At 70.9% G+C, this 19387-nt stretch carries 17 protein-coding genes and 1 pseudogene; 6 read left to right on the top strand and 12 right to left on the bottom strand.

Annotation, left to right across the window (positions count from 1 at the left end; translation table 11 throughout):
• Window positions 1-31 precede the first annotated feature (31 nt).
• On the bottom strand, window positions 32-1612 hold the full coding sequence (locus ACZ61C_RS06140) for a substrate-binding and VWA domain-containing protein (RefSeq protein WP_465303420.1): 1581 nt from the start codon (window positions 1610-1612) through the stop codon (window positions 32-34).
• A gap of 261 nt (window positions 1613-1873) precedes the next feature.
• Between ACZ61C_RS06140 and ACZ61C_RS06135 the strand changes: the two genes are divergently transcribed.
• Window positions 1874-2674 (top strand): hypothetical protein, encoded by an 801-nt coding sequence (locus tag ACZ61C_RS06135; RefSeq protein WP_465303418.1) that lies wholly within the window; start codon window positions 1874-1876, stop codon window positions 2672-2674.
• 98 nt (window positions 2675-2772) lie between these two features.
• On the opposite strand, the gene pdxR is transcribed toward ACZ61C_RS06135, so the two are convergent.
• On the bottom strand, window positions 2773-4161 hold the full coding sequence (pdxR, locus tag ACZ61C_RS06130) for a MocR-like pyridoxine biosynthesis transcription factor PdxR (protein WP_465303416.1): 1389 nt from the start codon (window positions 4159-4161) through the stop codon (window positions 2773-2775).
• Between the two features lie 47 nt (window positions 4162-4208).
• On the opposite strand from pdxR, the gene ACZ61C_RS06125 reads away from it, so the two are divergent.
• Entirely contained in the window at window positions 4209-4667 is a 459-nt protein-coding gene (locus tag ACZ61C_RS06125; protein ID WP_465303414.1) for a carboxymuconolactone decarboxylase family protein, read from the top strand.
• Window positions 4604-6034 (top strand): annotated as a pseudogene (locus tag ACZ61C_RS06120) (MFS transporter). The gene ACZ61C_RS06125 and the pseudogene ACZ61C_RS06120 overlap by 64 nt, the downstream one beginning before the upstream one ends.
• Before the next feature lie 51 nt (window positions 6035-6085).
• Here the strand turns inward: ACZ61C_RS06120 and ACZ61C_RS06115 are convergent.
• Window positions 6086-7552, bottom strand: a complete 1467-nt coding sequence (locus ACZ61C_RS06115) for an MFS transporter (RefSeq protein ID WP_465303412.1) — start codon at window positions 7550-7552, stop codon at window positions 6086-6088.
• Window positions 7553-7638: 86 nt separating this feature from the next.
• Between ACZ61C_RS06115 and ACZ61C_RS06110 the strand changes: the two genes are divergently transcribed.
• Complete coding sequence (locus tag ACZ61C_RS06110; protein ID WP_465303410.1) at window positions 7639-8013, top strand: MarR family winged helix-turn-helix transcriptional regulator; 375 nt, start codon at window positions 7639-7641, stop codon at window positions 8011-8013.
• Between the two features lie 132 nt (window positions 8014-8145).
• Here the strand turns inward: ACZ61C_RS06110 and ACZ61C_RS06105 are convergent, their stop codons facing one another.
• Both ACZ61C_RS06105 and ACZ61C_RS06100 read right to left on the bottom strand, forming a co-directional pair.
• A complete protein-coding gene (locus ACZ61C_RS06105) occupies window positions 8146-8940 on the bottom strand; it encodes a helix-turn-helix domain-containing protein (protein WP_465303408.1) in 795 nt (264 codons plus the stop codon).
• On the bottom strand, window positions 8937-9311 hold the full coding sequence (locus ACZ61C_RS06100) for a hypothetical protein (protein ID WP_465303406.1): 375 nt from the start codon (window positions 9309-9311) through the stop codon (window positions 8937-8939). Before ACZ61C_RS06100 ends, ACZ61C_RS06105 begins: the two co-directional genes overlap by 4 nt.
• 381 nt (window positions 9312-9692) lie before the next feature.
• Between ACZ61C_RS06100 and ACZ61C_RS06095 the strand changes: the two genes are divergently transcribed.
• Together ACZ61C_RS06095 and ACZ61C_RS06090 are read left to right on the top strand one after the other, a co-directional pair.
• Window positions 9693-10544 carry a helix-turn-helix domain-containing protein gene (locus ACZ61C_RS06095; protein ID WP_465303404.1) on the top strand — a complete coding sequence of 284 codons (852 nt, stop codon included), beginning with the start codon at window positions 9693-9695 and terminating at the stop codon, window positions 10542-10544.
• Window positions 10545-10546: 2 nt separating this feature from the next.
• Window positions 10547-10741 carry a DUF397 domain-containing protein gene (locus ACZ61C_RS06090; protein ID WP_465303402.1) on the top strand — a complete coding sequence of 65 codons (195 nt, stop codon included), beginning with the start codon at window positions 10547-10549 and terminating at the stop codon, window positions 10739-10741.
• A gap of 51 nt (window positions 10742-10792) precedes the next feature.
• Here ACZ61C_RS06090 and ACZ61C_RS06085 read toward each other — a convergent pair whose 3' ends face one another.
• The 7 genes from ACZ61C_RS06085 to ACZ61C_RS06055 form a co-directional block, all read right to left on the bottom strand.
• On the bottom strand, window positions 10793-12154 hold the full coding sequence (locus ACZ61C_RS06085) for a S1C family serine protease (protein ID WP_465303400.1): 1362 nt from the start codon (window positions 12152-12154) through the stop codon (window positions 10793-10795).
• Between the two features lie 134 nt (window positions 12155-12288).
• Complete coding sequence (locus ACZ61C_RS06080) at window positions 12289-12807, bottom strand: cyclodeaminase/cyclohydrolase family protein (RefSeq protein WP_465303398.1); 519 nt, start codon at window positions 12805-12807, stop codon at window positions 12289-12291.
• A gap of 3 nt (window positions 12808-12810) precedes the next feature.
• A complete protein-coding gene (locus tag ACZ61C_RS06075; RefSeq protein WP_465303396.1) occupies window positions 12811-15246 on the bottom strand; it encodes a GcvT family protein in 2436 nt (811 codons plus the stop codon).
• A 10-nt stretch (window positions 15247-15256) separates the two neighbouring features.
• Window positions 15257-16099 (bottom strand): formyltetrahydrofolate deformylase, encoded by an 843-nt coding sequence (purU, locus tag ACZ61C_RS06070; protein ID WP_465303394.1) that lies wholly within the window; start codon window positions 16097-16099, stop codon window positions 15257-15259.
• The gene (locus tag ACZ61C_RS06065; RefSeq protein ID WP_465303392.1) at window positions 16096-16569 is read right to left on the bottom strand and encodes a sarcosine oxidase subunit gamma; all 474 of its coding nucleotides are present in this window, start codon (window positions 16567-16569) and stop codon (window positions 16096-16098) included. Before ACZ61C_RS06065 ends, purU begins: the two co-directional genes overlap by 4 nt.
• A complete protein-coding gene (locus ACZ61C_RS06060; protein WP_465303390.1) occupies window positions 16559-19096 on the bottom strand; it encodes a 2Fe-2S iron-sulfur cluster-binding protein in 2538 nt (845 codons plus the stop codon). The genes ACZ61C_RS06065 and ACZ61C_RS06060 overlap by 11 nt, the downstream gene beginning before the upstream one ends.
• Window positions 19093-19371, bottom strand: a complete 279-nt coding sequence (locus ACZ61C_RS06055) for a sarcosine oxidase subunit delta (protein ID WP_465303388.1) — start codon at window positions 19369-19371, stop codon at window positions 19093-19095. Before ACZ61C_RS06055 ends, ACZ61C_RS06060 begins: the two co-directional genes overlap by 4 nt.
• Window positions 19372-19387 lie beyond the last annotated feature (16 nt).

The following is a 19387-nucleotide window of genomic DNA, read 5'->3' as shown; positions in this document are numbered from 1 at the left end:
TTGGGGCTCGGCCCCAAAAGACATGGCATCCTCAATTCTTGCAGGCGGGCGGCTGGCACATGAGCTTGCTCAGCGCCTGGTAGAAGACGTCGGAGATCTTGCGCGGGTCGGGCGTGGTGAAGGACTCGCCGCCGGTCGCGGCCGAAACCTGCTCGAGCTCACCCGCGTCGATGTCCGGGCCGATGCCGATCCCGATGACCGGCAACGGTTTCCGCGGGTCCTGCAGCCGGCCGAGCTCGGCGAGCAGGCCGGGCAGCCCGATCGAGTCGCTGTCCTCGTTGCGGCCGTCGGTGAGCACGACGACCACGTTGATCCGGCCGAGCTGCCAGCTCTGCCGGGCGTTCTGGTACGCGGCGAGGATCGAGTCGTACAGCCCGGTCGCGCCGCCGGGCTTGGGCTTGACCGCCTGCAGCGTCGCCAGGCCGCCCTTGGCGAGCTGGTCGGCGATCGAGCGCATCGGCAGCAGTTCCTTGTAGTCCTTGTCGCCGTCGAGCCGGGTGGAGAACAGCCACAGCCCGAGCTCGGTCGTCGGCTTGAACAGCCCGAGCCCCTGCGTCGCGGCTTCCAGCGTGAGCGCCATCCGGCTGCGGCCGGTGCCGGGCACGGTGGCGGCCATCGAGCCGGAGACGTCGAGCAGGACCTGGACGCGCGCGCTGAGGTTCGCCCCGGCCCAGGCCTGGAGCACGCCGTACATCGCCTCGGGCGCGGGTGGCCCGGCCGGGCGCGGCGCGGCGTTCGTGCGCGTGTCGGCCGGCCGGTCGCCGAGCAGCTGCCCGGCCGGCGTGCGGAACCCGGCGTCACCGAACGTCTTCGTGGCGGCCTGGTCGAGCAGCAGCCGCAGGAACCGTTCGGCCGCCGACCGGGAGGCTTCCGACGCGCGCGGCAGCACGACGTACGGGTAGTCGAAGCTCGGCACCCCCGCCGCCGGGTACGCGGCGACGAGCTTGCGGACCAGCACGGATTGTTCCGACGCCGGCGACGCGGTGTAGGGCGCCTTCACGGCCGAAAGCTTGCGGATCTCCTCGGTGAACGCGGCGGCCGGGTCGGGCGCGTTCTTCGTCAGCTGCTGCAGGCCGATCAGCGCGGCGATCCCGGCCGGGTCGCGCCCCGGGTCGGGCAGCCCGACCGCGCCTCCCGCGAGGACGTCCGACCAGGACGGTGCCTTTCCCGGCCAGCCGGCCTGCTTCGCGACGTCGTCGGTCAGCGCCAGCACCACCGGCGAGCTCGCCACGGACTGGCCGGTCTCCGGCAGGTTCCACGCGCCGCCGTCACGGGCCTGCGGCAGCCAGGTGCTCGACTCGGGCACCCAGACGTCGGGACCGTTCGCGCCGTTGGCTTCCAGCGCCGCCGCGGTGGCCGGCGACGCGCTCGCCGTGACCTCGACGCGGTAGCAGTCCCGCTCCGGTGTGGACCGCGCGAGCGTGGTCAGCACCGGCGCGATGTCCGGCGCGGCCGTGATGCGCACCAGCGTTGTGGTGTCACAGCCGCCGGACGCGAGCCGGTCCCGCAGGTAGTCGACGCCGGCCCAGGCGAGCAGCGCGAGCACGAGCAGCACGCTCAGGACGACGACCCGCGCGTCGAAGCGCCGGGACCGCGCCGGGGGTGCCGCCATGCACGTGCCTTCCGTCGGTGAAGTGCTGGCAGCTTGCCAGCCGGGTGAGCGGGAAGCCAGTACCGCGGGCGAAAGGTGACCGTGGGTGTGTGTGCCGGTGGTGAAGGAATTGCGCGGTGCGGCCGTTTTGGTGATTGACAGGAACTGCGTAACGTTTCCCGCTTGACGCCCGTCCCACGTGGGTAACAGCACGATGGCGGATCGCAGGACGATTTCGCCGTGCCCGCAAGCGGCGAATGGCACCGAACGGAGACCGAACCCGTGCGCACGATGTACGACGCGGTCACGGCCGCGAACATCCCCGGCGACGCCCAGATGGTGGCGGGATACATCGACAAGATCAAACTGGAACCCTGGTCGGCCTCGGACTGGGCGCGCTTCCCCCGCGCCGTCAAGGTCACCATCGTCAAGAAGGCCGGCACGAACGACGGCCACGTCCTCGACGTCGAACCCGGTGACGCCACACCGGGCGAGGCGCCGGGCTGGGTCCGGATGCGCCGCGCGTCCGGCGCGGACCCGACCATCTACTGCAGCCTGTCGACCTGGCCCGCGGTGCGGTCGGCGTTCTCGTCCGCCGGCGTGGCCGAGCCGCACTACTGGATCGCCCACTACAACGGCGATCCGGCCATCCCCGACGGCGCGGTGGCCAAGCAGTACCGCGGGAACGTCGCCCCGGGCTACGACGTCTCGTCGGTCGTCGACTACTGGCCCGGAGTGGACGGCATCGGATCCGCCTCGACTGGAGTGGAGATCATGGAGCGCATCACCGTCACCCCGCCCAACGCCGAGCAGAACACCGTGCGGGTCTTCCTGTCCGGCAGCCCCGGCGCGGCCGTCATCGTCCGGCCCCGCCTCGGCGGCGACGGCTTCTCGAAGCCGATGTGGGTCGGCGACATCTTCGCCTGGGGCAACGACCGCCAGGGTGTCGGCCACAACCCGACGCAGACCCCGGGGTACAACAACAAGCTGACGTCCCACCGCCGCTACGACCTGCCGGGCGCGGTGTGGGCCGACATCAACTACAGCTCCGGCGACCCCTTCGAAGTCGACATCGTCGGCTAACGCCCCAAGGCCACATTGGTTGCGTTGAACGCACCCAAAGCGGCCTTCGGTGCGTTGAACGCACCGAAGGCCACATTGGGGCGCTCGGTGGTATCGGCTCAGGCGGGCGGCAAGGCACGGCACAGGGCGTCGACGGCCGCGGTGTAGGCGGGTTCGGACGGCGTCGCGTACCCGACCACCAGTCCGTCCGATGTGGACATCGTGGCGGCCGGGTGGCGGAAGGCGGCCAGGCCGTCCAGCGCGAGTCCCTGCCACGCCGCGGCCTTGACCGCGGACTTCTCCGTGCCCGGCGGCAGGCGCAGCACGGCGTGCAGCCCGGCGGCGACGCCGGTGGGCACGACGTGCGGAGCCCGCTCGGCGAGCGCCTGGACCAGGACGTCCCGGCGGCGCCGGTAGCGCTGCCGCATGCGCCGGATGTGCTTGTCGTAGCTGCCCGCGGTGATGAACTCGGCGAGCGTGAGCTGGTCGAGCACCCCCGCCCACGCCTCGCGCTCCCCTTTCACCGCCAGCACGGCGTCGACGAGGTGCTCGGGCAGCACCAGCCACCCGAGCCGCAGCGCCGGTGACAGGCTCTTGCTGACCGAACCGGCGTAGACGACGTGCTCGGGGTCGAGGCCCTGGACCGCGCCGACCGGCTTGCGGTCGTACCGGAACTCGCCGTCGTAGTCGTCCTCGACGAGCACCCCGCCGGACGCGTGGACGTGCCCGACCACCGCCGTGCGGCGGTCGTGGTGCAACGGCCCGCCGGTCGGGAACTGGTGCGCGGGGGTCAGCAGCACGTTCGCGACGGCCAGTTCCTCGACGCGCGCGCCTTTTTCGTCCAGGGCCAGGGGAAGCGTCTCGACGCCGGCCGCGGCGAAGATCGAGCGGTGGAACGCCAGGCCGTACGACTCGACGGCGAGGGGCCCCGGCAGCACCGCCGGGAACAACAGCCGCAACGCGTGCGCGAAGCCCGAGCAGACGACGATCCGCTCCGGTGACGTCCGCACCCCGCGGGCGCGCGCGAGGTACCCCGCCAGCGCCTCCCGCAGTTCGGGACGGCCGCGCGGGTCACCGGGGCCGAAGGCGTCGTGCGGGGCGGCGTTCAGCGCCCGGCGCGCGGCGGAGAGCCAGTCGGCCCGCGGGAACGTCGTCGCGTCCGGCTGGCCCTGCCGCAGGTTGTGCCGCGGCTTCGGCGGTCCCGGCGCCTTCTTCGGCGTCCGCGACCGCGGCAACGGCTCGGCCCGCTCGGCGACCCGTGTGCCGGAGCCCTGGACGGCGGTGAGCCAGCCCTCGGCGACCAGCTCGGCGTAGGCGTCGGCGACGGTGTTGCGGGCCACGCCGAGGTCGACGGCCAGGGCGCGGTACGGCGGGAGCCGGGTGCCCGGGGCGAGCCGTCCGGTGCGGACGGCGTCCCGCAGCGCGGTGATGAGCGCGGCCCGCCTGCCGCCGGAGCCGGTCAGCTCGAGGTGCAGGTCGACGCCGGAATTGACCCACGATTCTGCCACGGAAATGCACCCTATACGGGGGTCAACCGGACCCTAGATTTCTGGTCATGACGAACCGAGTGAACTTCGCCAAGACCGCCCCGAAGGCCTTCAAGGCCCTGATCGGCTTCGACGCCGCCGCCCGCGCCGGGCTCGACCCCGCGCTCGTCGAGCTGGTCCAGATCCGCGCGTCGCAGCTCAACCGCTGCGCCTACTGCCTCCACATGCACACCTCGGACGCCCGCAAGGCCGGCGAGAGCGAGGAGCGGCTGCACATGGTGGCCGTGTGGCACGAGGCCACGAGCTTCTTCAGCGAGAAGGAGCAGGCCGCGCTGGCCCTCACGGAAGCCGTCACGCTGATCTCCACCGGCGGTGTCCCGGACGACGTCTACGCCCGCGCTGCCGGCCAGTTCGGCGAGGAAGAGCTCGCCCAGCTGCTCGCGCTGATCTTCACGATCAACACGTGGAACCGCATCGCCATCACCACGGCGAAGGTGCCGGGCACGGACGAGCGGGTGGCCCGGTGACCCGCCACCCGGGCGCGGTGCTGGCGCTGCTGGCGTTCGCGCAGCTGATCATCTCCCTCGACTACAACATCGTGTACGTGGCGCTACCGGACATCGGCCGCGAACTCGGCTTCTCCGCGCAAAGCCTGCAGTGGGTGGTGAGCGCGTACGCCGTGGCGTTCGGCGGGTTCCTCCTGCTCGGCGGGCGGGCCTGCGACCTGTTCGGCCCGCGGCGGGTGTTCGCGCTGGGCTGCGCGCTCTACGCCGGCTCGTCGCTGGCCGGCGGGCTGGCCGCCGACCCGGGCCTGCTCGTTGGCGCCCGGGCCGGGCAGGGCCTCGGCGGGGCGCTGTTGTTCCCCGCGACACTGACGCTGGTCAGCACCAGTTTTGCGGCGGGCCGCGAGCGCAACCGCGCGTTCGCGGTCTGGGGCACCGCCGGCGGCAGCGGCATGATCCTCGGCTCCCTGCTGGGCGGGGTGCTGACGCAGGCGTTCGGCTGGGCGGCGGTGTTCTTTGTGAACGTCCCGCTGGCCGCGGTGGCCGCCGTGCTCGCTTTCCCGCTGCTGGCCGGGGATCCCGCCCGGGAGCCGGGCCGCCGGTTCGACCTCGGCGGCGCGCTGACCGCGACGCTCGGCACGACGCTGCTGGTGTTCGCGCTGGTGGAAGGCCCGGAACTGGGCTGGACGTCGGCCGTGGTCCTGGTGGCCGCGGCGGCGGGCGTGGCGCTCCTGGCCGCGTTCGCCGTGATCGAACGCCGGGGCCTCGACCCGCTGCTGCCTTTGCGGCTGCTGCGGGAGCGCAACCTCGGCACGGGCGTGGTCGTGACGTTCCTCTACATGGGCACGTTCGGCACGCTGCTGTAATTCCTGACGCAGTACTTCCAGGGTGTGCACGGCTACGGCGCGCTGGCGACCGGGCTCGCGTTCGGCGTCCCGATGGTCGCGATCGCCGCGGGTTCGCAGGCCGCGGGCCGGCTGCCCACCCGCTACGGCACCCGGCCGACGCTGGTGGTGAGCCTCGTCGTCGGCGGCGCCGGGGCGGTGGCGCTCGGGCTGTCGATGACCGCGGACGCGTCGTACCTGGGGCTGGTCCCGGCGCTGGTCGTGCTGGGACTGGGCCAGGGCGCGGGGTACACGCTGATGTTCGGCGCCGCGGCGGTGGGCATCCCCGCCCGGGAACAGGGCATCGCGGCCGGCGTCGCCTCGACCGCGCGGCAGGTCGGCGGTTCGGTGGGCCTGGCGGTGTTCGTCGCGGTGGCCAACTCGGAAACGTCCGTAGTGGACGGTCTGCGCACGGCGGTTCTGCTGGCCGCGGCCGGAATCGCGCTGACGGCGTTGGCGGCCCTGCGTTTCAGCGGCACGCGCCGGGCCGTTCCGGTCCCGGCCTGAACGCGGAAGAACCACCATCCCCCGGCGATGGTGGTTCTTCCGCTTTCGGTGTCAGTCGGCGAGGGCCAGCAGGTCATCCTCGGGGACGGACTCTTCGACGACCGGTTCCGGGCGCTTGCGGGCCACCAGGCCGCTGATCGCGATCAGCAGGCCCAGCACCGCGATCCCGGTGACCACGCTCAACGCCGGGGTCAGCCCGGTCAGCAACGCGGCCGGCGAGGCCTCACGGCCGCCGTTGGCGGTCAGCACCGCCGTCACCACCGCGAGCCCGATCGCGCCGCCGACCTGCAGCGACGTGTTCAGCAGGCCACCGGCCAGCCCCTGCTCGTCGTCCGGGATCCCGGCTGTTCCCTGGATGTTGAGGGACGAGAACGCCAGCGTGAAGCCGATGCCGAGCAGGATCATGCTGGGCAGGACGTACCCCGCGTAACCCGAGTGCTCGTCCACGCGCAGGAACAGCGCGTAGCCCAGCACGTGGGCGACGACGCCCGCGAAGATCGTGCGCGGGGTGCCGACCCGGTCGATCAGCGGCTCGATGCGCGGCGAGCCGAACGCCACGATCAGCGCCGCCGGCAGGAACCCGAGCGCGGTCTGCAGCGCGGACCAGCCGAGGACCCGCTGCAGGTAGAGCATCACGACGAACTGGAACCCGATGTACGCGCCGAAGAACAGCGCGCCGCCGAGGTTCGCCCTCGCCAGCGGCCCCGACTTGAGGATGCCCAGCCGCAGCAACGGGTGGGCGCTGCGCTTCTCGATGACCACGAACGTCACGAGCAGGGCGAGCGCGACGGCGAACGTGATCAGCGTGCGCGGCGCGGCCCAGCCGATCTCGGGCGCCTCGACAACGCCGAACACCAGCAGCAGCGAGCCGGCGGCGCCGGTGATGGCGCCCGGGAAGTCGTACCCGCGGCCTTCTTCGCGCCGGTAGGACGGAATCAGCTTCCAGGCCGCGACGAACGCGACCAGCGCGATCGGCGCGGGCAGCAGGAACGTCCAGCGCCAGCCGACCTCGGTCAGCAGGCCGGAGAACACCAGCCCGGCGGAGTACCCGCTGGCGCCGAACACGGCGAAGATGCTGATCGCCTTGTTGCGGGCCGGGCCTTCGTGGAACGTCGTGGTGATGATGGACAGGGCGGCCGGCGCCGTGAACGCGGCGGCCAGTCCCTTGATGAAACGGCTGGCGATCAGCAGCGCGCCGTCGTCGACGAGGCCGCCGAGCAGCGAGGCCAGCGCGAACACGGCGACGGCGACCAGGAACACCCGGCGGCGGCCGAGCAGGTCGGCGGTGCGGCCGCCGAGCAGCAGCAGGCCGCCGTACCCCAGCACGTACCCGCTGACGACCCATTGCAGCGCGTTCGTGGACAGGCCGAGGTCGGCCTGGATGGCCGGGAGGGCGACCCCGACCATCGACACGTCGAGCGCGTCGAGGCCGATGACGATCGACACGGTGAGCAGGACACCCCAGAGACGTGCGTCCCACCGGGTCGAGGTGGTGGACAAGGCAGCGGAAGAGCTCATGGCGGCGACAGTACATGCATACGCATCTAATGTCTAAGCATTTAATGTCTTTGCATCTGATGTGCGCGCATGCTAAGTTGGTCGCCGTGAGCGACGTCGCTGAGCAAGGCCTGGTGCAGGAGTGGCACGAGCTTCTGGCGCGGTACTCGGCCGTGTTCGGCACGCTCGAGTGCCGCCTGCAGGAGCGCCACGGCATCGGCGCGAACGAGTTCGAAGCCCTCGAACGGCTCGCGACCTGCGACTTCCAGTGCCGCTCGGCCGACCTCACCGGCGCGATCCACCTCAGCCAGAGCGCGACCTCACGCCTGGTGGCCCGCCTGGAGAAGGAAGGCCTGGTCCAGCGCGCGCTCTGCGACGTCGACCGCCGCGGGATCTTTGTGACCCTGACCGACGCCGGCCGCGAGCGCTACCTCGAGGCGAAGCGGACCCACCGCGAAGTGCTGAACGAGACGCTGCGTTAGCCGCTTTGTCACGCACAGCGCCCCCGGCTGCGTGAACCGCCGGGGGCGCCGGCCTCCCCGCGAGCGGGAAGCTGGAACCCGGCCGGCGCGCCACCTGAACGGAAGGCAAGGCTCGCCGGCCGGGAGTTCTTGTCAAGCCCACGCGTTGCCTGTTGCACGGCGCAGTAGCGATCGAGCGGTGTCCCGGTAGGTCGCCAAGGCCGTGTCGTGCGTGAGAAACACAGCGCCCTGGTGATGCCGCACCGCGACCGCCACGGCACCGGCGCGGTCTTCGTACAGAATGAACGGTTCGACCAGGCCCGGCGGGCAACCGGTCGTCGGAACGAAGCGCACGGTCGTGCGCGGATGCCGCGTCATGGCTGTCACCGCGTCGAGCTGGTCGCGGAGTACGGCCGGCGAACCGGCTTCGGCGCGCATAGCGGCTTCGCCGATCAAGAACGTGCGCCGCGGCCCCGGCTCGCCCGGCGAAGTGATTTGCTGCACCGTTCGGGCAAGGGAGCGCATGTCCGCGGTGTCGGGGTTGAGCAGACCGGTCTCCCGCAACGCATAGGCGTAGTCGACGGTTTGCAGCGCCTGGGGAATCAGCGACGGCGACCACTCGGTCACATGCGTCGCTCGCTGTTCGTACGTCGCGTGCAGGAGATCTTCGTCGCGCCCGCTGTGGTCGATGAAGTCGCGTTCATGAACCCGCCGGGCAAGGTCGACGAGCTGGTCGCGCACGCTGTTCGGGGACCTCAGAACGCCGAGGATGTGCGCCACCGTGGTGTCCGGCGGGATACGCCTGCCGAGCTCGAAGGCCGACAGCACACCCGGGTGGAGGTCGACCATGTCGGCGAGCCGGCGCAGTTTGATACCGCGCCGGGTGCGGGCCTCGCGGAGTCCGCTCGCGAGGACGATGAGTGCCGGCAAAGGGGCCGCATCGGTCATGGCTGGGGCTCCGTTCGGTCGTCGAACGTGCTCACCGGCGTTGCCACCTCGAACAAGTCGCCGGCGAACTGCCCGGCAAGCGGCGTTCCCGGCCACGAAATACTCATGGCGGCATGAGCCGCGCACGCCGGGCACGTCCAGCCGTGCCCGGGCGTCGACAGGCGGCGCCGATCGATGCTGGGCCGGTCGTGTTCAAGTGAGAAAGGCACGCCCGACAGGCACCACGGGCGCAGCAGTTCCTGCCGCGGATCCGCCAGGTCGGCGACCGGGTACAGGTGCGCCCACCCGTCCGCCTCGAAGAGATGCCACTCCCAGCGGGTGCACACCGGCCGCGGAGCGGAGGTCCGGGATCGCTCGTCGAGCGCGGTCACCGGTCGCTCCCGGCCGGAAGCGGCGCAAGACATGAGCACGTTGTGCAGGGCGCGGCGTTCCCGAGAGGTGCGCCGGCTTGATCCGCCTCGGCGAACACCGGCGCGCGGTTTTCCCGGACTCCGCACCAGGCAAAGGCCCTGTCGGCGCCGGAGCGAAGCCGCGGCCCATAGAACCAGTGGACTTCGCCGGACTGGATGTCCTGCCGTGCGAACCAGCTTGCGCCCGCGTACTCGATCCGGTCCATTGCCGCCGTTGTAGTGCTCATCTTCGGTCCTTACCCGCACTGAACGTTGTTGATGTGAGTCACACAGTAAACCTACATATGCAAGTTACACAACCAGGACGCGAGGCGAGTTCGGGCGCGCGATAGCCTTCGCGCCATGAGTGGAACCGGGCCCGCGGCGTACCGCGTCTCGCTGGGGCGCAAGTTCAAGGCGCTGCGCGACGCATCCGGCATGGACCGCGAGACGGTCGCGCGCGAGATGAGCTGGGACCTCTCGAAGCTGAGCCGGGTGGACAACGGACAGGCCACCCTGAAGGTGGCCGAAGTCGACAAGCTGCTGGACCTCTTCGGTGCCGACGAAGCGACCGCGGCCGAGTTGCGCGAGATCGGCCAGCAGGCCCGCAAGCGCGGCAGCTACGGCAAGGTTCCGGAATGGTCCAGGCCGTTCCTCGGCCTCGAGCAGGACGCGGCCAAGCTGGAGATCTTCCAGGGCGAGCTGATCCACGGCCTGTTCCAGACGGAGGAATACGCCCGCCGGTTGATTTCACGGTCACCCGTGGTCGCGGCGGCCGATGTCGAGAAGGTCGTCGAAGCACGGATGCGGCGGCGTGGCCTGCTCCACCGCGAAAGCCCACCGCGGGTTCACCTCGTGCTCGGCGAAGCCGCACTCCACATCATGGCCGGCGGTCCGAAGGCAATGCTCGAACAACTCAGACACCTGCGAGAACTCGCCGATCTTGACAATGTGACGATGCAGATCTTTCCGTTCAGCGCGGGTGAGCATGCGGCTCTGGGCGTCCCCTTCACGTTGCTGACACTCGACCTCGGCGGCACTGCCACGCACTGGGTCAATATCGAAGATCTCACGCGAACGGACTGTCTGTCCGGCGCGACCGTCCTCGAGGTCTATCGCTTGACGTTCGACTCCCTGGCCATCAACGCCGCCGGTGAGCGTGAGACGATCGCGCTGCTGGAGCAACGTATAGACGCTCTGGCGGCAGGAGGATGACAGTGAGCTACGACGAGCTGTCGGGCGCCGCGTGGCGCAAGTCCAGCTGGTCCAGTGGCGGCGAAAGTACTTGTGTGGAGGTGGCCCTCGGTGCCCCGGTTGTGGGCATCAGGGACACCAAGGACCGCGACGGCGGGACCCTCGTGGTCACGCCGGCCACCTGGTCCGCCTTCCGCGGGTGCGTCGCCGCGAAGTGACCGGCTGACAGCGGGGCCCCGGCGATGCGTGAACGCCGGGGTCCCGCTGCGTCAGCCCACGGGCCCTTCGATCGCCTTGACCGAAACCTGCCGCTGAGCGCCGGCGGCGTTCGACACCGTCAGCGTCAGCTGGTCACCCGGGTGGTGGGTGTCCATCACCGTGGTCAGCGTGGTCGCCGAGTCGACCGGCGTGCCGTTGATGGCCGTGATCACGTCGCCGGCCGCCAGGCCCGCGTCCTGCGCCGGGCCGCTCGCCACGACGTCGCGCACCTGGGCGCCCTGGCCCTGGCCGTCGGCGACCGAGACGCCGATGAACGCCGTCTTGCCGATGTGGATCTTGTCGGTGGCCGTGCCCGCGACGATCTTGTGCGCGATGTCGACGGCCTGGTTGATCGGGATCGCGAAGCCCTGGCCGCCCGCGCCGCTGCGGCGGCCGTTGAGCTGGTAGCCGGTGGACGCCGCGGTGTCGACGCCGATCACCTGCGCGTTCGCGTTGACGAGCGGGCCGCCGGAGTCGCCGGACTCGATGTTCGCGCGGACCTGGATCAGCCCGGTGAGCTGCTCGGACGCCCCGCTGGACTCGTCGGAGGCGGTGATCGACTGGTCGAGCGCGCTCACCGTGCCCGGCGCAGGGACCGGGTCGCCGCCCTTGCCGCCGGCGTTGCCGAGGCCGAGGATCTGGTCGCCGACCTTGACCGTCGACGAGTCGCCGATCGACGCGGTCGGCAGCCCCGAGGCGTCCTGGAGCTGCAGGATCGCGATGTCCTCGCTGCGGTCGTAGCCGACGACCTCGGCCTTGTAGGTGTCGCCGGTGCCGATGCTGGTGACCTTGATGCTGGTCGCGCCCGCGACGACGTGGTTGTTCGTGAGCACCTCGCCGTCCGGCGTGAGCACGATGCCGGTGCCCGCCGCGGCCGCGCCCTGCAGCCCTAGCTCGGTGTTGACGTTGACGATGGCCGGGTTGACCTTCGCGGACACGGCGTCGACGTCGAGCACGGTGGCCGACGCGGTGGGCTGCCCGGAGAAGCCGAAGTTCTGGTTGCCGGCGGCCGTGGGGTTGTTCACCGAGATCAGGTGCCCGATGCCGAGCCCGGCGACCACCGCGAGGGCGACCGCGACAACGGCGACGGTCAGCGCGCGCAGCGGCCGCCGGCGCGGGGGCTGCGGAACGGGCGGCGGGTAGCCGTAACCGGGAGCCTGGCCGTAGAAGCCCTGGGGCTGGGTGTACTGCGGCGGGTACGGGCGTCCCCACTGGTCACGGGCCTGGCCGTGCTGGTCGTACGGCTGCTGGGGGTACCCCTGGTCGTACGGCTGCTGCGGGTACCCCTGGCCGTAGTGGCCCCGCGGGTCACCCTGGCCGTAGCCGTACGGGTACTCGCCGCCGCCCTGCGGTCCTCGGTCGTACTCACTCATGCACAGCTCCAGCCCTCGACCAGCCTCCGGCCCCTCCAGGAAACGCCGCGATCCTGAGAATTTCCTGGCGTCGATCCATGGAGTTGCTGTGGATGTACCCGCGACGACCTTCCGGCATGCCGACGTGATCCACGTTACGCCGGAACCACCCCCCGCCGGACCAAAGCCGTCAGGCGGTCCGCGTGCTCGCCCACGGCCGCCACCTCGGGCGGAGCGGCCGCGTCGGAGTGGATCTCGATGCTGATCCCAGCGGTCGTCGCCGCGGCCCGGGCCGCCTCCGCCACCGCCGCCAGGTCGATGGCCGACAGGAGATCCGACGGCACCCGGTCCGCCAGGTCCAGCACGGCGGCCGCGGCGGTGATCACCTCCGCCGCCGGTCCGCACGCGCGCCGGCGCGCCTCGGTCACCGCGAGCTCCCGCGCTTCGCCGGGCGGCAGCCGGTGGGCCCGGGCGAGCATGGCCGCCGCGTGCGCCTCCTTCTCCGCCAGCCGCAACGCGTGCATGCTCAGCGCCCCGGCCTCGCGCCCGTCGGGCGACGCCTTGCCGACCAGGGCGGCGGCCTGGGCAACGTGCAACGCCGCCGTCGCCCCGCCACCCGGGGAGGCCTCGGACGCGAGGGCCTTCAGGAAGTCACTCAGGATCTGGTCACGCACGACTCACCGCCGGATTCGTTCCATGCCGGGGTCGACCAGTGGCTCGGCGGCCACGGTGGCCGCGACCCGGCGACCGAAGTACTCGATTTCGACACTGCCGCCGACGTCCGCCGACGCCGGGAGCCAGGCGTAGGCGATCGGCCGGCCGATCGTGTAGCCGTAGGCCGCGCTGGTGACGTACCCCGCCGCGACACCGTCGACGAACACCGGTTCCTTGCCCAGCACGACCGTGCGGCCGTCGTCGACCGTGAGGCACCGGAGCCGCCGTGACGCGGCTTCCTCGCTGCGTCCCGCGATCGCGTCACTGCCGGCGAACGGCCCCTTGGCCGGACGCACCGCGAAGCCGATCCCGGCCTCGTACGGGTCGTGCTCGGTGGTCATGTCGGTGCCCCACAACCGGTAGCCCTTCTCCAGGCGCAGGCTGTTGAACGCCGCGCGTCCGGCCGCGACCACCCCGAGCGGCTGACCGGCCGCCCACAGCGCGTCCCACAGCCGCAGGCCGTTGTCCGCGCTGGTGTAGATCTCCCAGCCCAGTTCGCCCACATAGGACAGTCGCATCGCGACGACCGGAACCCCGGCGATGCGTGCCTCGCGCGCCCGGAAGTACTTCAACCCCGTGTGGGAGAAGTCTTCCCGGCTCAGCGGCTGGACGAGGTCGCGCGCCAGCGGTCCCCACACGCCGACGCAGCACGTGCCGCCGGTGGTGTCCCACACCTGCACCCCGGCCGGTGCGTGCTTCACGAAGTGGTCGACGTCGATGTTCCCGTTGATCCCGACCTGGAACCGCTCCGGCCCGAGCCGGGCCACGGTGACGTCGCTGCGGACGCCGCCCGCGTCGTCCAGCATCAGCGTGTAGGTGACCGACCCGACCGACTTCTCCAGCTGGTTCGTGGTCAGCGACTGCAGGAACGCCAGCGACCCGGTTCCGCTGACCTCCACGCGCTTCAGCGGTGTCATGTCGTACATCGCGACACCGTTGCGCGTGTGCCAGGCCTCGGCGGCCGCGATCGGCGAGTGGAACTGCGCCGACCACGCGTCCCGCGCCGGCGGGAGCGCGTCGTGCGGCAGCTTCTTCAACAGCGGCGCGTTGGCCTCGAACCAGTGCGGCCGCTCCCAGCCGCCCGCCTCGAGGAACACCGCGCCCAGCTCCCGCTGTCGCACGTGGAACGGCGTCACGCGCAGGTCGCGCGGGGAAAGCTTGGGCTGCAACGGGTGCAGGATGTCGTAGACCTCGACGAAGTTCTGCTGCGCCGTTTCGTGCACATAGGACGGCGCGAGCTGGACCTCCTCGAAGCGGTGGACGTCGATGTCGTGCACGTCCACTTCGGAGTGCCCGTCGACGAGCAGCTCGGCGACCGCCTTGGCGATGCCCGCCGAGTGCGTCACCCAGATCGCCTCGGCCAGCCAGAACCCGCGGACGTCGGCCGACTCGCCGACCAGCGACTGGCCGTCCGGGGTGAAGGAGAAGATCCCGTTGAAGCCCTCCTCGACCTTGGTCTGCCGCAGCGCGGGCAGCAGCAGCTTGCTCTCCTCCCACGACGGCGCGAAGTCGTCTTCGGTGAAGGGCAGCATCGACGGCATCGCGGTCTCGGTCACCGCTGGGTCCAAAGTGGACTCGTCGACCGGCATCGGCCGGTGCGCGTAGGACCCGATGCCGATCCGGTCGACGTGCTCGCGGAAGTACAGGTCCTGGTCCTGGTGCCGCAGGATCGGCAGGCTCGCTTCGACCGCTTCGGTGTTGCGCCCGACCAGTTCGTCGACCCGCCCGGTCTTGACGTACTGGTGGGCCAGCGGCAGCAGCGGCACGTCCATGCCGACCATCGCGCCGATCTCACGCCCCCAGAACCCGGCGCACGACACCACGACGTCCGCGGGGAAGTCACCCTGGTCGGTCCGGACGCCGGTGACGCGCCCGCCTTCCTGCAGGACGTCGGTCACCCGCGTCGAGCCGACGAACCGGGCCCCTCGCGCGGTGGCCCGTTCGGCGAGGACCTCGACGGCCTTCGCGGCCCGCGCCAGGCCGTCCGTCGGGGTGTGCAGCGCACCGAAGACCCGCGAGCCGTCGAGCAGCGGCCAGCGGTCGACGCACTCGCCGGCATCGATGATCGAGCCGGGCACGCCCCACGACGTCGCCCAGCCGTGCTTGCGCTTGAGGTCCTCCCAGCGCGCCGGGGTGGTCGCGACCTCCATGCCGCCGACCGGCAGGAAGCAGTCCAGCTCCAGGAGCTTCGCGACGGTGTACTTCGCGAACTCCGTCATCGACTTGGACGCGTTCGTCTGGAACACCAGACCGGGCGCGTGCGACGTCGACCCGCCGGTGCGCGGCAGCGGGCCCTGGTCGAGCACGGTGACGTCGGCCCAGCCGCGGGCGGTCAGCTCGTCGGCGAGGTTCGCGCCGACGATGCCGGCGCCGATGATCACGACTTTCGGTGCGGTCATGGCGGGACTCCTAACGGAAAACGACGGTGCTGTTGCCGTTGAGCAGGACGCGGCGTTCGCAGTGCCAGCGCACCGCGCGGGAGAGGGCGAGGGCTTCGGCGTCGCGCCCGACGGTCACCAGCTCGCGCGGCGAGTAGGTGTGGTCGACCCGCGCGACCTCTTGCTCGATGATCGGGCCCTCGTCGAGGTCGGGCGTGACGTAGTGCGCGGTCGCGCCGACGTACTTGACCCCGCGGTCGTAGGCCTGGTGGTAGGGCTTCGCGCCCTTGAAGCCGGGCAGGAACGAGTGGTGGATGTTGATCGCGCGGCCTTCGAGCTTGAGGCACAGGTCGTTGGACAGCACCTGCATGTACCGAGCGAGCACCACCAGGTCGGCCTGGTATTCGCCGACGAGGTCGAGCAGCCGCTGTTCGGCCTCGGGTTTGGTTTCCGGGGTCACCGGCACGTGCTCGAACGGCACCCCGGCCGCCTCGCACATCGGCCGCAGGTCTTCGTGGTTGGAGACGACCACGGCGATGTCCGCGCCGAGACTGCCCGCGCGCCAGCGGAAGAGCAGGTCGTTGAGGCAGTGCCCGAACTTGGACACCATCACCAGGAGCCGCGGTGGCGTCCCGTCGGAGAGGTCGAACTCCATCCCGAAGCCCCCGGCCACCACGGCGAAGTCGCGGCGCAGACTGTCCACTGTGGTCGTCTCGGGTGCGGTGAACGACGTGCGGAGGAATAGCGAGCCGCGGACGTCGTCGTCGAACTGCTGGTGCTCGACGATGTCGCAGCCCTGCCCGACGAGGAACGTCGTCACGGCGTGCACGATGCCCGAGCGTTCGGGGCACTTGAGCGTCAAGGTGAAGGTCACGAGACGTACTCCAGACTCGCGTCGGCCAGCCAGGCTTTGAAGTAGTCCGAAAAGGACTGTCGCACGAGGATTGTGAACCCGTCTTCGCGAACCATGAGCACGATCCCGGTGCGCGCGAACAACGTCTGCACGCACGTGCCTGGCGGGGACATCTCCAGGTCGATCGAGCACCCGTGCGCGAGCACGTCGGCGGCGTGCGCCCCGGTGAGCCGCACAACGTTCCGCTGAGCCGAGACGTCCACAACGGCCGCACTTTCACGTGAAAGTGCAGCCTCCAGCTCCGCACTTTCACGTGAAAGTGCGGGGCCCAGCACCAGGTATTCGTCGGGGCCCATCCAGAGGATGTCGACGCCGTGGGTGCTGGTGAACGTGCACGGCCCGGGCAGGTCGACGCCGAGCAGGCGGTGCCCGTCGCGGAGGCGGACGGTGAGCTGGGTGCGGAACGGTTCTTCGACCGCGTCAACCGTCACGGCGGGCTCCTTCCCTGTCGAAGAGCACGGATTCGGTCACGGTCACCGGCACGACCTGGTCGCCGACCGGGACGTACAGCGTCTCGCCGACGCGCTCACGGCCGGAGCGCACCAGGGCCAGCGCGAAGGTCCGGCCCAGCGCGGCGCTGTCGTAGCTGGAGGTGACGTGCCCGAGCATCCGCACCGGTGGTTCGGGCACGGTTTCGGACTCGATGACCTGGCCCCCTTCCGGCAGCAGCACCGACGGATCGACGGGGAGCAGACCAACCAGGTGTTTGCGGTCCGGGCGGTTGTTCTCGGCACGGGCGAACGAGCGCTTGCCGAGGAAGTCGGCCTTCTTCTTCGACACCGCCCAGGACATGCCGAGGTCCTGTGGGGTGACCGTGCCGTCGGTGTCCTGGCCGATGATCGGGTAGCCCTTCTCGGCGCGCAGGACGTGCATGGTCTCGGTGCCGTAGGGCGTGGCGCCCTGTTCCACAATGGACTCCCAGAGCGCGAGCCCGTACCACGAAGGCACGTTGATCTCGTACGCCAGCTCGCCGGAGAAGCTGATCCGGCAGACTCGCGCCTGCAGCCCGGCGACCTCGGCGTCCTGCCAGGTCATGAACCCGAACGCCTCGTTGCTCACGTCAAGACCCGGTGCGAGCGCGCCCAGGACCTCCCGGGAACGCGGTCCGACCAGCGGAATCGTGGCCCAGTGCTCGGTGACCGACGTCGCGAAGACGCGCAGGTGCGGCCACTCCGTCTGGAGCCACTCCTCCATCCACTCGAGCACCATCGCCGCGTTCCCGGTTGTGGTGGTGACGAGAAAGCGCTCCTCGCCGACGCGGATTACCGTGCCGTCGTCGATCACCATGCCGTCGACGCCGCACATCACTCCGTAGCGGATCCGGCCGACCTTGAGGTTGCTCATCATGTTCGTGTAGAGCATGTCGAGGAACGCGCCGGCATCCGGACCCTGGACGTCGATCTTGCCCAAAGTGGACCCGTCCATCAGCGCGACGTCGGTCCGGGCCGCCCGGCATTCGCGCTGGACGGCGTCGTGCATCGACTCGCCGGGTCGCGGGTAGTACCACGGCCGTTTCCACTGGCCGACGTTCTCGAACTCCGCGCCGTGCTCGACGTGCCACGGGTGGATCATCGTGACCCGCACGGGATCGTGCAGCTCACCGCGGTTCCGCCCGGCCAGCGCGGCGAACGACACGGGCGTGTACGGCGGCCGGAACGTCGTCGGGCGCTGGGTCGCCAAGTCGACACCGAGGGCTTCGGCGGTGATGCCCGCGGCGAGGAGACCGGACGTCTTGCCCTGGTCGTGCGCGGTGCCGATGGTGGTGTAGCGCTTGATGTGCTCCAGCGAGCGAAGCCCGGCGCCGGTCGCGCGCAGAACGTCCGACACGGTGGCGTCGCGCTGCTGGTCGACAAACCGGGCGTCCACTTCGGACTCGGGTGCGGGCACTTGCCAGAGAATCTTCGTCTCCGGCAGTCCTTCGCCCGCCGCGGCACCCACAACGCTCACGTTCGGCAGCTCACCGTCGGGGACGTACGCACCGAGCCCGCCGTCGTACCGCAGCGTGCCGCGAGCCTGGCTGTAGAGGTGCACGGCCGGGTTCCAGCCGCCGGACACGAGCAGCAGGTCGCACTCGACCCGCTCCCCCTGCGTTTCTCCCAGCGGAGCGACGTGGGCGGCCGTGATGTGGGTGCCGCCGTCGGTGCCGATGACGCCGTAGCCCTCGCGGGCGTCGACGATCCGCACGATCTCGGCGCCGGCCGCGGCCAGGTCGGACGCGGCTTCGTACGCGGAGTCGTTGGTGGTGAACACGACCACCCGCCGCCCGGCCAGGACGCCGTAGCGGTTCAGGTACGTGCGCGCGGCACCGGCGAGCATGATGCCCGGACGGTCGTTGTCCGGGAACACGATCGGCCGTTCGTGCGCGCCGGTGGCCAGCACGATCTTGCGGGCCCGGATCCGCCACACCCGTTGCCGCGAGATCCGTTCGGGCGCGGCGGGCTCGCCCCGGTGCTCCAAAGCGAGCACGAACCCGTCGTCGTAGACGCCGAACGCCGTGGTGCGCGAGAGGAACCGGACGCCCTCCGGAGCTTCACCGCCGGGCTGGTCGTCCACGAGCAGCACGCGGCCCTCGGCCTCGGCCGCGGCAGCGCGTCCGGCGGGACCGGCGCCGACGACCAGGACGTCGCAGTGGGCATGCTTGGTGTCGTACCGCGCCGGGTCCGGTTCGGTCGCGAGCCGCCCCTGCCCGCGCAGGCCGCGAGCCTCCAGGCCGTCGTACAGCTCGACAGTGGTCGCGCTCAGCATCGGCTCCGGGAACGGCGCTTCGATCTGCACCAGCGCGTTCGAGTCCTCGACCCCCGCCGCGACGATGCCACGCGGCCGGCCGTACTTGATGCTGGTCGCGACGTGGTGGATCCCGTTGGCCAGCAACGCGGAAGCCAGGGTGTCACCGAGGAAACCGGTCAGCTCGCGGCCGTCGAAGGTGAACTTGAGCGGGACGCCGGACAGTCGGGTCATGGGATCACCGGCTTGGGTTCGTCGAGGCGGTAGACCGCCAGGAGGTCGTGGGTGCGGGTGTCGCGCACGGCGTTGAACCACCGGCGGCAGCCCGCGGAGTGGCTCCAGCGCTCGGCGAGCGGCCCGCTCGGGTTGGCGCGGAAGAAGACGAACTTGGCCCAGTCCTCATCGGACAATGCGGCCGAATCTGACGGGTAGGCAACGTGGGCCTGGCCGCCGTAGTGGAACTCGGCTTCTTCGCGCGGCCCGCACCAGGGGCAAGGGATCAGTTGCATGGGGACACTCCTGCTT

It is taken from the genome of Amycolatopsis sp. NPDC104587 (assembly GCF_055583645.1).
This window is presented reverse-complemented; position numbering and strand designations above follow the sequence as displayed.